The organism is Clostridium sp. chh4-2 (assembly GCF_002899675.1).
Taxonomy (GTDB): Bacteria; Bacillota; Clostridia; order Lachnospirales; family Lachnospiraceae; genus CHH4-2.
The window spans coordinates 17,448-30,515 of sequence record NZ_PKUU01000020.1; the positions used below are offsets into that span (position 1 = coordinate 17,448).

Annotated in this window: 13 protein-coding genes; 9 read left to right on the top strand and 4 right to left on the bottom strand. The window is 46.0% G+C overall.

All coding sequences use genetic code 11. The annotated features are described in order from the left end of the window. The first annotated feature begins 3 nt into the window (after positions 1–3). From accB to C0033_RS19000, 5 genes are all read left to right on the top strand, one after another. Complete coding sequence (accB, locus tag C0033_RS18980) at positions 4–492, top strand: acetyl-CoA carboxylase biotin carboxyl carrier protein (RefSeq protein WP_103229473.1); 489 nt, start codon at positions 4–6, stop codon at positions 490–492. Positions 493–550: 58 nt separating this feature from the next. Further along, the gene (gene fabZ, locus C0033_RS18985; RefSeq protein WP_103229474.1) at positions 551–973 is read left to right on the top strand and encodes a 3-hydroxyacyl-ACP dehydratase FabZ; all 423 of its coding nucleotides are present in this window, start codon (positions 551–553) and stop codon (positions 971–973) included. A 74-nt stretch (positions 974–1,047) separates the two neighbouring features. Next, complete coding sequence (locus C0033_RS18990; protein WP_103229475.1) at positions 1,048–2,400, top strand: acetyl-CoA carboxylase biotin carboxylase subunit; 1,353 nt, start codon at positions 1,048–1,050, stop codon at positions 2,398–2,400. Positions 2,401–2,443: 43 nt separating this feature from the next. Then, the gene (locus C0033_RS18995; protein WP_103229476.1) at positions 2,444–4,171 is read left to right on the top strand and encodes an acetyl-CoA carboxylase carboxyltransferase subunit alpha; all 1,728 of its coding nucleotides are present in this window, start codon (positions 2,444–2,446) and stop codon (positions 4,169–4,171) included. Continuing rightward, positions 4,171–5,295: a nitronate monooxygenase family protein gene (locus tag C0033_RS19000; protein ID WP_103229477.1), complete on the top strand. Its 1,125-nt coding sequence runs from the start codon at positions 4,171–4,173 to the stop codon at positions 5,293–5,295. Before C0033_RS18995 ends, C0033_RS19000 begins: the two co-directional genes overlap by 1 nt. 77 nt (positions 5,296–5,372) lie before the next feature. Here the strand turns inward: C0033_RS19000 and C0033_RS19005 are convergent, their stop codons facing one another. The 3 genes from C0033_RS19005 to C0033_RS19015 all read right to left on the bottom strand — a co-directional run bounded on the left by C0033_RS19005 (position 5,373) and on the right by C0033_RS19015 (position 7,333). Further along, positions 5,373–6,455 (bottom strand): DUF917 family protein, encoded by a 1,083-nt coding sequence (locus C0033_RS19005; RefSeq protein WP_103229478.1) that lies wholly within the window; start codon positions 6,453–6,455, stop codon positions 5,373–5,375. An 85-nt stretch (positions 6,456–6,540) separates the two neighbouring features. Further along, a complete protein-coding gene (locus C0033_RS19010; protein ID WP_103229479.1) occupies positions 6,541–6,810 on the bottom strand; it encodes a DUF6092 family protein in 270 nt (89 codons plus the stop codon). Then, on the bottom strand, positions 6,797–7,333 hold the full coding sequence (locus C0033_RS19015; protein WP_103229480.1) for a nitroreductase family protein: 537 nt from the start codon (positions 7,331–7,333) through the stop codon (positions 6,797–6,799). Before C0033_RS19015 ends, C0033_RS19010 begins: the two co-directional genes overlap by 14 nt. Positions 7,334–7,525: 192 nt before the next feature. On the opposite strand from C0033_RS19015, the gene C0033_RS19020 reads away from it, so the two are divergent. Next, entirely contained in the window at positions 7,526–8,464 is a 939-nt protein-coding gene (locus tag C0033_RS19020) for an AEC family transporter (protein ID WP_103229481.1), read from the top strand. 118 nt (positions 8,465–8,582) lie between these two features. On the opposite strand, the gene C0033_RS19025 is transcribed toward C0033_RS19020, so the two are convergent. After that, positions 8,583–10,256 carry an OPT/YSL family transporter gene (locus tag C0033_RS19025; RefSeq protein ID WP_103229482.1) on the bottom strand — a complete coding sequence of 558 codons (1,674 nt, stop codon included), beginning with the start codon at positions 10,254–10,256 and terminating at the stop codon, positions 8,583–8,585. A gap of 222 nt (positions 10,257–10,478) precedes the next feature. Between C0033_RS19025 and C0033_RS19030 the strand changes: the two genes are divergently transcribed. From C0033_RS19030 to C0033_RS19040, 3 genes are read left to right on the top strand one after another with little or no spacing between them, the layout of a single operon-like run. Next, a complete protein-coding gene (locus C0033_RS19030) occupies positions 10,479–11,420 on the top strand; it encodes a DUF1177 domain-containing protein (protein ID WP_103229483.1) in 942 nt (313 codons plus the stop codon). 18 nt (positions 11,421–11,438) lie between these two features. Further along, complete coding sequence (locus C0033_RS19035) at positions 11,439–12,113, top strand: AroM family protein (RefSeq protein WP_103229484.1); 675 nt, start codon at positions 11,439–11,441, stop codon at positions 12,111–12,113. Positions 12,114–12,120: 7 nt separating this feature from the next. Continuing rightward, the gene (locus tag C0033_RS19040; RefSeq protein WP_103229485.1) at positions 12,121–13,065 is read left to right on the top strand and encodes an aminopeptidase; all 945 of its coding nucleotides are present in this window, start codon (positions 12,121–12,123) and stop codon (positions 13,063–13,065) included. The last annotated feature ends 3 nt before the right edge of the window (positions 13,066–13,068 follow it).

A 13,068-nucleotide genomic window follows, 5' to 3' on the forward strand; every position in this document is an offset into this window, starting at 1 on the left:
GTTATGACTATCAATGAGATCACAAAATTAATTCAGGCAGTATCTGATAATGGGTTGTCCAGCTTTGAATATCAGCAGGGCGATGAAAAATTGATATTAAAGAAAAAGAAAAATGTTCCTCAGGCACCGGCTCCCGTTGTATTTTCCCAGGCGCCTGCACCTATGATGGCAGCGCCGGCTATGCCGATGGCAGCACCTGCAGTTTCTATGCCTGTTGAGACGGAAGAAGAGAAGCAGGAAACTGTTCTGATCGGTTCCGACAACGTGGTTGTTTCTCCTTTGGTGGGAACTTTCTATAATGCAGCTTCTCCTGATTCCGAGCCGTTTGTAAAAGTGGGCGATGTGGTAAAAAAGGGTCAGGTTCTGGGCATTATTGAAGCGATGAAGCTTATGAATGAGATTGAAAGCGAGTTTGACGGAGTGGTGGAAGCGATTCTTGTCAATAACGAAGATGTTGTAGAATATGGTCAGCCATTGTTCAGAATCCGCTGATTAAGAGACAGGGCCGGGGAGATCACATCTCTCCGGCCGGAGAAAGTGAGGTATTAACATGCTGGGAATTAAAGAAATTCAGGAAATCATTCCTCATAGACATCCATTTCTTCTGATCGACTGTATCGAAGAGCTGGAACCGGGTGTGAAAGCCGTAGGATATAAATGCATTACTTATAATGAGCCTCAGTTTGAAGGCCATTTTCCACAGGAACCTGTTATGCCGGGCGTGCTCATGATTGAGGCATTGGCTCAGGTAGGCGCGGTTGCCATATTGAGCGTAGAGGGAAATAAGGGAAAGACTGCTTATTTCGGCGGAATCAACAATGCGAAGTTTAAGAAAAAAGTGGTTCCGGGCGATAAGCTCAAGCTGGAATGTGAGATTATCAAGCAGAAAGGGCCGGTTGGAGTTGGCAAAGCTACAGCCACCGTTGACGGTAAGATCGCAGTAACAGCAGAATTGACATTTATGGTGGGATAATTATTATTCTGAGCGTCCGCCCAGGTTTTAAACGGATTACAAGGCCGCAGCCAGCGGCAGCATGAGAGGTAAATATGTTTGATAAAATTTTGATAGCCAATCGAGGCGAAATCGCGGTGCGGATCATCCGCGCGTGCAGAGAAATGGGAATTAAGACCGTTGCAGTTTATTCAGAAGCGGATAAGGACTGTCTTCATACGCTGTTGGCGGATGAAGCGATCTGTATCGGCCCGGCCTCTTCCACGCAGAGTTATTTGAATATGGAGAGAATCCTGACAGCTACGGTTGCCATGAAAGCGGATGCCATTCATCCGGGATTTGGATTTTTATCTGAAAATGCCCGTTTTGCTGAGCTTTGTGAGAAGTGCAATATCACATTTATCGGCCCGTCTGCGGATATTATTAACCGTATGGGCAATAAATCAGAAGCCAGAAAGACCATGATGGAAGCAGGCGTGCCGGTTGTTCCGGGCAGCAAGGAAGCTGTTTATACGGTGGAGGAAGGCCTTAAAATGGCTAAGGAGATCGGTTTTCCCGTCATGATTAAAGCGTCTTCAGGCGGCGGCGGAAAGGGCATGAGAATCTCTTATAACGAAGAGGATTTCGAAGCGAATTTCCAGAACGCACAGATGGAGTCTGTCAAAGGCTTTTCCGACGATACCATGTATATTGAAAAATATATTGAAAAACCGAGACATATTGAATTTCAGATCATGGCCGACAAGCACGGCAATGTTGTTCATTTAGGAGAGCGTGACTGTTCTATCCAGAGACGCCACCAGAAAGTATTGGAGGAATCCCCTTCTATGGCGATTTCACCGGAACTGCGGGCGCGGATGGGTGAGACTGCCGTTAAAGCGGCTAAAGCAGTTGGATATGAGAATGCGGGAACGATTGAATTTTTGCTGGATAAGGATAAAAACTTTTATTTCATGGAGATGAATACCCGAATTCAGGTTGAACATCCGGTTACAGAGATGGTTTCAGGCATGGATCTTATTAAAGAACAGATCAGAGTAGCTGCCGGAGAACCGTTAAGCGTCAGCCAGGATCAGGTAAGGCTCAGCGGACATGCGATCGAATGCAGAATTAATGCGGAAAATCCGTCTAAAAACTTCATGCCGTGTCCGGGACTGATCACCAATGTCCATGTGCCTGGCGGAAACGGAGTCCGCATCGATTCCCATATTTACAGCGATTATAAGGTTCCGGCCAATTATGATTCCATGCTTTTGAAACTGATTGTCCATGGCAAAGACAGAGCCGATGCCATCGCTAAGATGCGCAGCGCATTAGGCGAGCTGATCATTGAAGGTATTGAGACCAATGTGGACTTCCAGTTTGAGATATTAAGCCATCCTGCTTATCAGAGTGGCGATACCGATACCCATTTTATTCCGACTTATTTCCCGGAATATTGTAAATAGCCTGAGGCATAAAAAGCCGCCTGTATGAAAGGGAGTAATCCAGATGTTAAGAGATATGTTCAAAAAGACTTATACATTGATCGATACAAAGTATAAATCTTCATCAAAACCAGATGAGCCAAACATTCCTCAGGGGCTTTGGAGAAAATGTAATAAATGTGGACAGCCGGTTTATGTTGAGGATGTGAAAAACAATTATTATATTTGCCCAAAATGCAACGGATATTTCCGTGTTCATGCCTATAGAAGGATTGAGATGGTCATCGATGACGGCACCTTTGAGGAATGGGATAAGGAGATGGAATTTTCCAATCCTTTGAATTTCCCGGGATATGAGAAAAAGGTGGAAGCAGTCAAGGAAAAATCAAAATTAAATGAAGCGATTGTGATCGGTAAGGGAGAAATTAACGGTCAGAAGACGGTTATCGGAGTCTGTGACGCCAGATTCCTTATGAGCAGTATGGGACACAACGTGGGTGAGAAGATCACCAATGCCGTGGAACGCGCTACAAAGGAAAAACTTCCGGTGATTATTTTCGCATGTTCAGGCGGCGCCAGAATGCAGGAGGGAATCGTGTCCCTGATGCAGATGGCTAAAACCTCGGCCGCTCTTAAAAAACACCATGAAGCAGGGCAGCTGTTCATCAGCGTTCTGACCGATCCGACGACTGGAGGAGTTACGGCCAGCTTTGCGATGTTAGGAGATATTATCCTGGCGGAGCCCAATGCTTTGATCGGTTTTGCAGGCCCAAGGGTAATCCAGCAGACCATCGGACAGAAGCTTCCGGAGGGATTCCAGAGATCGGAGTTCCTGTTGAAGCATGGATTTGTGGATAAGATCGTAGAGCGGGAGGATTTAAAGGACACATTGTATGCGATCCTGAAACTCCATTCGGCTGAAACACATAAAATTCCTGATTTAGAAACAGTTTGTGGAAATATCCCGCAGGAGTCTGTGGAAAAACATCATAAAAAACAGGATGCCTGTGGAAAAACTCCGTGGGATACCGTTCTTTTGTCCAGAAAATCGGACCGTCCGGTTGCTACGGATTATATAGACATGATATTCGACGATTTTATGGAGTTCCACGGCGACCGTTACTTCGGCGACGACGGAGCGATTGTGGGCGGCATCGCCACATTCCACGGAATTCCGGTGACTGTAATCGGACAGCAGAAGGGCAAGAACACCAAGGACAACATTAAATGCAATTTTGGAATGCCTTCTCCGGACGGTTATAGAAAGGCGCTTCGCTTAATGAAGCAGGCAGAGACGTTTAAACGCCCTGTAATCTGCTTTGTGGATACACCAGGGGCTTTCTGCGGCCTGGAAGCGGAGGAACGGGGACAGGGTGAGGCTATCGCCAGAAACCTGTTTGAAATGGCAAGTTTGACAGTGCCTGTGCTCTCCGTTGTGATCGGTGAAGGCGGAAGCGGCGGAGCGCTGGCTATGGCGGTTGCCAACCAGGTCTGGATGCTTGAAAATGCCATCTATTCTATCCTTTCACCGGAGGGATTTGCTTCAATTCTCTGGAAGGACAGCAAACGTGCGGATGAAGCGGCTAAGGTCATGAAGATCACTGCTAAGGATCTTTTAGACATGGGATTGATTGAAAAAGTGATTCCTGAAACAGAGCCTGCGTGTCACGACAATCTGGATGTACTCTGCAGCTATTTGACAGAGGGAATGAAGGAATTTTTGAAAGAATATAGTGAAATGAGCGGCGAAGAGATTGCCAATCAGAGATATGAGAGATTTAGGAGAATGTAATGAGCCAGTTACCATCATTAAAAATAGGTGATTTAACCGTAGACAGGCCAATTATTCAGGGCGGAATGGGAGTGGGAATCAGTCTGTCTTCCCTGGCCGGAGCCGTGGCGAAAGCAGGCGGAATGGGCATTATCTCCACCGCGCAAATTGGTTTTCGGGACGCTGAATTCTCGAAAAATCCTCAGAATGCGAATCTTCGCGCCATTAAAACTGAATTGGATAAAGCAAGGGCCATCGCTCCTAAGGGAGTGATCGGCTTCAATATCATGGTTGCCACGAAAAACTATGCCGAATATGTAAAGGCGGCGGTAAAAGCGGGCGCGGATATCATCATATCAGGCGCAGGACTTCCGATTTCCCTGCCTGAATATGTGTCGGAAGCTGCAGCCGATATGGGCGGGAAGGTGAAAACCAAGATTGCTCCTATCGTCTCGTCTGCCAAATCGGCTATGGTTATCTGTAAGATGTGGGACAGAAAGTATAAAAAAGCACCGGATCTGGTGGTTATCGAAGGGCCTCTGGCCGGGGGCCACCTGGGATTTTCCAGAGAAGAGCTGACAGAATACGGCGCGGATACGGATGATGTTCCATCCACATATAAGCGGATTCAGTATGATGAAGAGATCAAACGGATTCTGACTGTTATAAAAGAGTATGGTGAGAAGTATAAAAAGAAGATTCCGGTTGTGACAGCCGGGGGAATCTATACCCATGAGGATGTGGTGCACCAGTTTGAACTGGGGGCGGACGGAGTCCAGGTGGGAACCCGTTTTGTTACGACGGAAGAATGTGACGCGCCGATGGAATACAAACAGGCGTACATCAATGCTTCGAAAGAGGATATTGTGATCACGAAAAGTCCGGTGGGAATGCCGGGGCGCGCGATTAAGAATACATTTTTAAACCATGTTGCAGGAGAGCGGGAAAAGATCGAACACTGCTTTTTATGTTTGGAACATTGCAATCCGGCAATAACGCCTTACTGCATTACGAAAGCATTGATTAATGCGGCAAAAGGGGATTTGGACCATGCGCTGCTGTTCTGCGGGAGCAATGCGTATAGGGCGGAGAAGATTGAAACTGTGGAAGCGGTTATGAATGAATTGGCTGAGGGGACGCTTTAAAGAAGGGGAACCTAAGACCCGCAAGGGTAAAAAGAGACAGGGCGCTGCCCTGTCTCTTTTTTTCGGCTGTTGTTTGGCTAGAACAGTTCCTCATTAAAACGAACTAACTCCTTATTTAAGATCTCTTCTACTTCCACATAAAGTTCTTTCTGATACATTCCGCCGCCCAAGATCAGCTGGTCCTTCGGAATAATTATCATAATAACATCCATATCATCTTTTATCTCAGCGCTGGAAACCGCCAGTCCTGTCTTTGCGTCCAGAGTGCATAACAGATCCGGGAAGGTTCCTATGCGTTCGCCGTTCTTTTCCAGAGTCATATATTCATTCCAATAAGTGAGTTCATAATCATCGGCATCTGATTTTACGTGAAGAGATCCCACATCATATCCGCCGTCCATACACAGTTCATAATCGCTGGTTATGCCGCGGCATACCACTTTGGCTTTATAATTATCCTCCAGGAATTTTAAGATGCCCTCTACGTCATCTTTGTGATCCAGATACCCTTTTCCGATGGCCAGAGCCTGTGCGATTGCGCCTACTGCCGCATGATTTTTAGCATATTCTGCGGTAACCGGATTGCGGAGCACGCAGCACATTCCTCCGTCCACAACTGCCGTCTGGCGGATCATATGAGAGGTGGTTTTTAAGCTTCCTTTTGCGATGGTTTCCACATAATTATCGCCTTTGCCGCCGCATGCGGTCTGAACTGTTATGTAGTCAGGAATCTGGTTTAAACCAATGCTTCCCATGGTTCCTGTAGGATGTGCGCGGCCGTTGCTTGGCGCGTCTACAAGAGGGATGCCGGTAATGGACGAGATCACCCAGCCGTTTGAAGTGGACACGCCGCCGTTTTCACAGGTGGTAAAACCGGCTATTTTCGTTCCGCTGTTCATCTCAAAATTTTTCAGCACTGTTTTCCAGTGGTCAATGGTAACGCAGGTATCCTTTGCGGACGGTGCTCCTACCATGGAAACATTTACGATTGTATCGTCCTGGTTCATCTCATCAATGTCCATCATAATGAGCTCATCCGTATGGCGGAATGCTTCTTCCAGCGCGTCAAGGCCGAGCTGAAGGTTTCCGCCGCCGCCGCCGCCCAGCAGAAGTCCCCCATAAAGAGCCTGAAGGCAAAGATCTTTTGTTAATTTAATCATATAAAACCTCCTCCTAATTAAAATTCTAACAATAGTCTATAAACAGTCTAATTGTTATACAAATTTTTGTCAATTGCAATTAAAGTTAAATACAGTCTACCAGTTTTGCTGCCGCATCCTGAAGCATTTGGTAAAATGCTTTTTCGTCGGACATTGTTTTTCCTTTTCCATTTTCAATCAATTCAATCAGTTCTTTTAGGTTCTGATTTTCAGGATCTTCCGAAAGAATCAGGCGGCAAAGCCGCTGCGAGGCTTCGATCATGCGGAGAGGGCCGTAAATCCTGGGTTCGCCCTCTAATCCGGCGGCGCTGGTTATCATATAGACCAGCAGTTCAAAATAATCATTCTGATTCATTGTTTTCCTCCCATGTATTAAAATGTACGATTTCTTCCAAGGACTTTCGGCGGGCGGTTCTTGGTTCGCCTGTGGGATAGCCGATGGAGATGAGAAGTTCCATGCGGAAATGTTCGGGTAATTTCAGGATCTTTTTTACAGCTGCCGCATTATAGGATTTGATGGCGCAGGTGCCCAGGCCCAGTTCCACGGCTTCCAGCATGATGTTTTCCGCCGCCATGGAAGCATCCATCATGCAGCCATAGACTTCTGAGTTGGGAGAACCGTGTTTTAACGCATAATCCATGTCGGAGCAGATTGCCATGATAACGGGCGGTTTTCCGCTCAGGCCGGGGCTGAATAAATCCACTTTGCGGACCAGGTCCGGATCGGTGATAAAAAAGAATTTCCAGGCTTGTAAGTTGCTGGCGCTGGGAGCCAGCCTTCCTGCTTCCGCCAGCTTTAAAAGCAGTTCATCGGAAACCGGGCGGCTGTCAAATGACCGGATACTTCGTCTTAGTTTGATTGCTACTGATACATCCATACGCATTTCCTTTCCTAAACGGCCAGAATGATGGGTTACGGCCGAAAAAATAAAAAATCCTTGCTGATTTACATAGTTATATTATAATTTAAAGTGACAGTTCAGGGAAGTAAAAGCGGGGAATCCGAAAAGATATTCTGCCCTGAAAAGTTATTGTTTTGATAGAAACAAACTTGAGGAGGAGCCGCCGCTATGGATTACTTTTTTATAATATTTCCCAAACTGCTGAGTTTTTTATTATTGATTTTAATGGGTTATGTGGTATCAAAATTGGGAATTGTGAAGGAATGCAGTTTGTCCTCCATATCCGGACTTTTGATAAAGCTGGTGCTGCCCTGCCTTACTGTTTCACTGCTTTATGAAAATAAGACGACATTTGCCGGGCTGTTTGAATATCACAGGGTGGTAATGTGGCAGGTGGGCATGTATTTTGTAATGGCGGCAGTTGGGATCTTATGCAGCCGTCTGGCAAAACTTCCGCCGCTTACGGCCAGCGTCCATCAGGGATGTATGGTGGGCGGAAATTATGGTTTTGTGGTAATTCCTCTCATCATGGCGCTGTTTACTGAGGCGGCCGACAGGCAGTATATTCCGATCTGTTCCGCCGTAGATACGGTTGTCGTGTGGACGCTGGGACTTGCTCTTTTTACAAGGGGAAAAGCAGGATCGTTTAAAGAGCTTGGGAAAAAGCTGTTTAATCCTATTTTGGTTTCTATCTTTTTCGCCCTTATCATAAATTCCATGGATATTGTACTGCCCGAACCATTTGTGTATGTGGCGGATTCGGTAGGAAATGTGAGTTATAGCATGGGGCTCGTTTATCTGGGATGTACGATCTGCTTTTTGAAAAAGCCCGGGCTGTCGGAGCTTAAAAATATTACCATGATTGTGGGAACGAAACTGATTCTCATACCGGCGGCTGTATTCTTAATATCCTCCTATTTTCTTCCGGTGACGGAGAGCCTGATTCTGATGCTGATCGCGGGCGCGCCTTCGATGACCACCTCCAGCATGATTGCGAAGCAGTATGGGCTGGATGAGGGATATGCATCCACTGCGGTATTTGTTACGACCATAAGCTGTATGGTGACCATCCCTATTGTGTTTCTTATCACGGCATGGATCAGATAGAGGAAAAGGCCGGCGCAATATGAAATTATGCGGCGGCCTTTGTTATGCGGCGGTTTTAACCCGCCGCTTTTTTAGTGGTAACTTTAAATGCAGTAATTTTTTATGTAACGCACAGCTGTTACTTCTTCTTCGCCAATCCCAGTGTTGCAGTGAAGAAACTGTATACTGCGGCTCCGGCCAAAGCACCGGCACCCAGGATGTTGAGGATCTGCTCATTTGCTTTATTGCGTTTAACTGCGATATAGCGGATGATAAGACCGACGATAATGGTAACACCGTTCATGGTAGTTCCAACAAGCAAACCGGTTGCAAACAGAATACCAATCTGTCTGTTTCCGCCGACTAACTGAATGATGGCGCCTGGAATTGCCCAGATAAGAAGCCATTTGGCAACTTCACTGTTGGTTCCGGCATCGATTGTGGTAGCAAATGTTTTGCTGACAGGTGCGAATAAGCCCTGGTCAAAATATTTGGTAGCCAGGAAAGCAACCATGAGGAATGCAATGATAAATGACATCATTTCGCAGTAATACTGCTGTTTTCTTCCTTCTTTTTCCAGTTCCGGATATTCGCCTGAACCTCTCAGAATATAGCCGCATTTTAAATCGTATGCCATATCGGAGAAAGCCGGTCCGGTTGCGGATGTAAAGCCGACTAATACGGCCAATGCTAAAGGCGGGAAGCCTAAAAGCATACCAACGATCAGGAAGATGAGGGCTGTTGCAAATCCCGGGAACCATCCGGAATACATCGCGGAAATACCGACGATTAATTCGGAAGAAAGCGCTGCAAATGCTGAAAAAATCAGCCAGATTATAAACATGCCAACGCTCATATCTGAAATTATGCCGCAGATAACAGCCAGAAGAAGAGCTACGGCCATGTAAGCAACGAAACCGAGTCCTAATGTTTTCTTTAATACTTTCATACTGCTTGTAAATTTACCGGCAGCAGTATCTTCATTACTGCTTTTCTTAAACAGCATGCGCGCGCATTGAAGAAGAGATACGGCGCCCGCGCCGATCATAACTCCGTGAGGCATGTAGTTAATCATAGCATAATCACTGAATACAAAATTGGAGCCAAACAGATTGCTGGCCAATGTTGCGGTATGTCCAAATAGGGAGAGGGCAATACTGTTTGTCTTGATAACGCCAATGATAATAGAGCCAACGCCAAGAGCCAGCATAGCGAAGAAATCACCAAACCAGGAAACACCAAGAAGGTCTGTAGGGATTCCTGCGATCTTTCCGATCCAGCCGATTGCAATACCGACGATCAACAGAAATGCTTTCCGTCCCTTTTCAACAACAGCGAGAATGGATTCAGCAGCAGCTACGCCCGGAGGCCATGCACCTTCTGCCGGATACATCTCTGAGTCAAAGGTTTTGTAAAGAATCGTAGCGTCGATGCAGGTAGCTAAGAAGACGCCGATCAGCATTGGAAACATTAATTCAGGTTTTCCCATAACTACAGGAATACCGATGGGAAGAATCAAACAGTTGGCAGCAGAGAATGTTGCACCGGAAATTGCGGTTTGAATCAGATTCTGCCGGTGTACACTTCTGTATTTTTTTAAAAGAGCAACCGGTATTCTGGAAATCAGAATCGCGAACAAGGCGCCTACAATCGAAGTATTAGGAGTAACACCCGTTCTTACAATCAATTCCAATCCAATAATTGCACCAAGCGCGCACATAACCACGTTAAGAACTAATACGGTAGGTTCAAACGCCTTTGGATGTTCTGATGCAGGAATAATCAATTCCTGAGGGATTTTTTCTTTCTCCATATTTCACTCTCCTTTTTTAATAATAAGAAAGATGGTCAAATTGAGCAGTGACCATCCGTGTCTTTATAAAGATTTTATACAAAAAGTAAATAAATGTCAAATAAAATAAAATATTTATAAAATAATCTATAAAAAATATTGCATACAAGCTATAAAATCTATATAATTTAAATAAAACCAATCAAAAACCAGAATAATTCGATAGTAAATGGAGGTATTAGAATGTTAATTAAACAAGTGATTGAAACCTTTGATGTGTTAGATAACAGTAATGTTACTGGGAAAGATGTGGAAAATTATTTAAAGGGCATTAACCCGGATGCGAATATCGAAGTATATGAGCTGAAGGGGCCGAAAGGAAGCACTGATATGGTAAAAGTCCGTATTCCCGGACTGCATGGCAAGGCATCCGGCGGCAGCGCGCCTACGATCGGAATATTGGGCCGTCTTGGCGGTATCGGAGCGCGTCCGGAGATGATCGGGTTTGTATCGGATGGAGACGGAGCGCTGGCGGCGATCAGTGTTGCTGCAAAACTGCTGGATATGCAGATGAAAGGCGACTATTTGGAAGGTGATGTATTTGTTTCAACCCAGATATGTCCTCATGCGCCTACTGCACCTCATTTCCCGGTTCCGTTTATGGGATCTCCGGTTGAGATGTCACAGGTGAATAAAGAAGAGGTATCTCCTGAACTGGATGCGATTCTTTCAGTGGATACAACAAAGGGCAACCGGGTGATCAATACAAGGGGATTCGCCATCTCTCCAACTGTAAAAGAAGGATACATACTGAAGACTTCAGAGGATTTATTGGAGCAGATGCAGATTACTACAGGACGCCTTCCATATGTGTTCCCGCTGGCAACCCAGGATATCACGCCTTACGGCAATGATGTTCATCATTTGAACAGCATTCTTCAGCCGGCTACGGCGACCAATGCTCCGGTAGTGGGCGTGGCGCTGACGACGGAAGTTATGGTTCCGGGCTGTGCGACAGGAGCCAGTCATTTTGTGGACGTGGAAGAGGCATCCAGATTCATGCTTGAAGTCGCTAAATATTTTGGAAAGGGAACATTGAAATTCTACGATGAAGATGAATATGCGCTGATTCAGAAGCTGTACGGATCTATGAACCATCTTCAGACGCTTGGTAAGAAGGATTGATAAAAGGAGGTACGGGTTATGAAGATTGGTGCGGTAACCATAGGGCAGGCTCCGAGAGTTGACGTAACAGTGGATATCATGGATATCTTTAATGGTAAAATCGAATTGCTTCAGAGAGGCGGCCTGGATGGTCTGACGAAAGAGCAAATAGCGGAATTTAAGCCTGAAGAAGGGGATTATGTGCTGGTCTCCAGGCTGACAGACGGGACGTCCATGACATTTGCAGAACGGTATATTCTGCCCAGACTTCAGGAATGTATCAATGAGCTGGAAGCGGAGGGAGTGCGGCTTATCATGTTTTTCTGCACCGGTGATTTTCCTGACAGCCTGACGGCAAACGTGCCTCTCGTCTATCCCTGCAATATTTTAAATAAGGTTGTTCCGCTTCTGACGAAGAAATCCAATATTGTGACCGTAACGCCGTCGCCCCTTCAGGTGGAGCAGTGTGAGAAAAAATGGTCGGAATATGTGGAAACTGTAAAAGCCATTCCGGCATCTCCGTATGGAAGCTGGGAGGATTTAAAACAGGCTGCTGAGACGATTAAGGGGATGGATGCAGACTTGGTGGTTCTGGACTGTATCGGATTTACCCAGGAGATGAAAAATATGTTTGCCAGGGAAACCGGAAAACTGGTGGTGCTTCCCAGAACTCTGCTGGCGAGAGTTATCTCAGAATTAACGGATGTGGAATAGGAGCAGTATGAGAAATTTAGTTGATATATCAAAGGGAATTTTAACCTCATGCCTGGACGCAAAGCCGGGCGAAGAGGTGTTTATTGTTACGGATGATACCCGCGTACCCATCGCCCAGGCGCTGTATGAAGGCGCTAAAGAACTGGGCTGTGAAGCCATGATGACAATTATGAAGGAGCGGGAGCTGAATGGAGAGGAGCCGCCGAAAGCCATTGCGGAAGCTATGAAAGCGGCTGATATTGTGATCTGCCCGACGGCAAAGTCGCTGACCCATACCAATGCCAGAATCAATGCGGCTAAAGAGGGTACCAGAGTTGCCACCATGCCGGGAATTACAGAGGCCATGTTCGGCGCCGGCGCCATGACTGCCGATTATAATGAAGTGGAAAGACTGACAGCAAAAATTACGGATCTGCTGACCGAGTGCAGCACGGCCCGCATTGAAAAAGACGGCTGTGTGCTTAACCTGAAATTGGAAGGGCGTAACGGCATTCCTAGCCCGGGAATCTACAGGAAACCGGGACAATGCGGTAATCTGCCTTCCGGAGAAGCATATATTGCACCTTTAGAAGACGGAGTGGACGGTGAAATGATCATTGACGGCTCCATGGTTGGAATCGGAAAGCTGGAATCCCCTCTTCATGTTGTGATTGAAAAGGGAAAACTGAAAAAAGTCAGCGGACAATACAGTGAAAAACTGGATATACTTCTGGCTAATGAAAGAAATGCTACAGTTGGTGAGCTGGGAATAGGAACCAATGAAGCAGCGGTTTTAAACGGAATTATCCTGGAAGATGAGAAGGTGTATGGAACCGTTCATATTGCATTTGGAACCAATACGTCCTTTGGCGGAGTAAACAAAGCGGACTGCCATATGGATGGAATTATCCTGAATCCAACCTTGTATTTTGATGATAAACTGATTATTGATAAAGGTAAATTTGTGGTTTAGCTG

Excerpts from the sequence above, each read along its gene's own strand:
- accB (WP_103229473.1), top strand. The coding sequence starts at position 4 with ATGACTATCAATGAGATCACAAAATTAATTCAGGCAGTATCTGATAAT.
- fabZ (WP_103229474.1), top strand. The coding sequence starts at position 551 with ATGCTGGGAATTAAAGAAATTCAGGAAATCATTCCTCATAGACATCCA.
- C0033_RS18990 (WP_103229475.1), top strand. The coding sequence starts at position 1,048 with ATGTTTGATAAAATTTTGATAGCCAATCGAGGCGAAATCGCGGTGCGG.
- C0033_RS18995 (WP_103229476.1), top strand. The coding sequence starts at position 2,444 with ATGTTAAGAGATATGTTCAAAAAGACTTATACATTGATCGATACAAAG.
- C0033_RS19000 (WP_103229477.1), top strand. The coding sequence starts at position 4,171 with ATGAGCCAGTTACCATCATTAAAAATAGGTGATTTAACCGTAGACAGG.
- C0033_RS19005 (WP_103229478.1), bottom strand. The coding sequence starts at position 6,455 with ATGATTAAATTAACAAAAGATCTTTGCCTTCAGGCTCTTTATGGGGGA.
- C0033_RS19010 (WP_103229479.1), bottom strand. The coding sequence starts at position 6,810 with ATGAATCAGAATGATTATTTTGAACTGCTGGTCTATATGATAACCAGC.
- C0033_RS19015 (WP_103229480.1), bottom strand. The coding sequence starts at position 7,333 with ATGGATGTATCAGTAGCAATCAAACTAAGACGAAGTATCCGGTCATTT.
- C0033_RS19020 (WP_103229481.1), top strand. The coding sequence starts at position 7,526 with ATGGATTACTTTTTTATAATATTTCCCAAACTGCTGAGTTTTTTATTA.
- C0033_RS19025 (WP_103229482.1), bottom strand. The coding sequence starts at position 10,256 with ATGGAGAAAGAAAAAATCCCTCAGGAATTGATTATTCCTGCATCAGAA.
- C0033_RS19030 (WP_103229483.1), top strand. The coding sequence starts at position 10,479 with ATGTTAATTAAACAAGTGATTGAAACCTTTGATGTGTTAGATAACAGT.
- C0033_RS19035 (WP_103229484.1), top strand. The coding sequence starts at position 11,439 with ATGAAGATTGGTGCGGTAACCATAGGGCAGGCTCCGAGAGTTGACGTA.
- C0033_RS19040 (WP_103229485.1), top strand. The coding sequence starts at position 12,121 with ATGAGAAATTTAGTTGATATATCAAAGGGAATTTTAACCTCATGCCTG.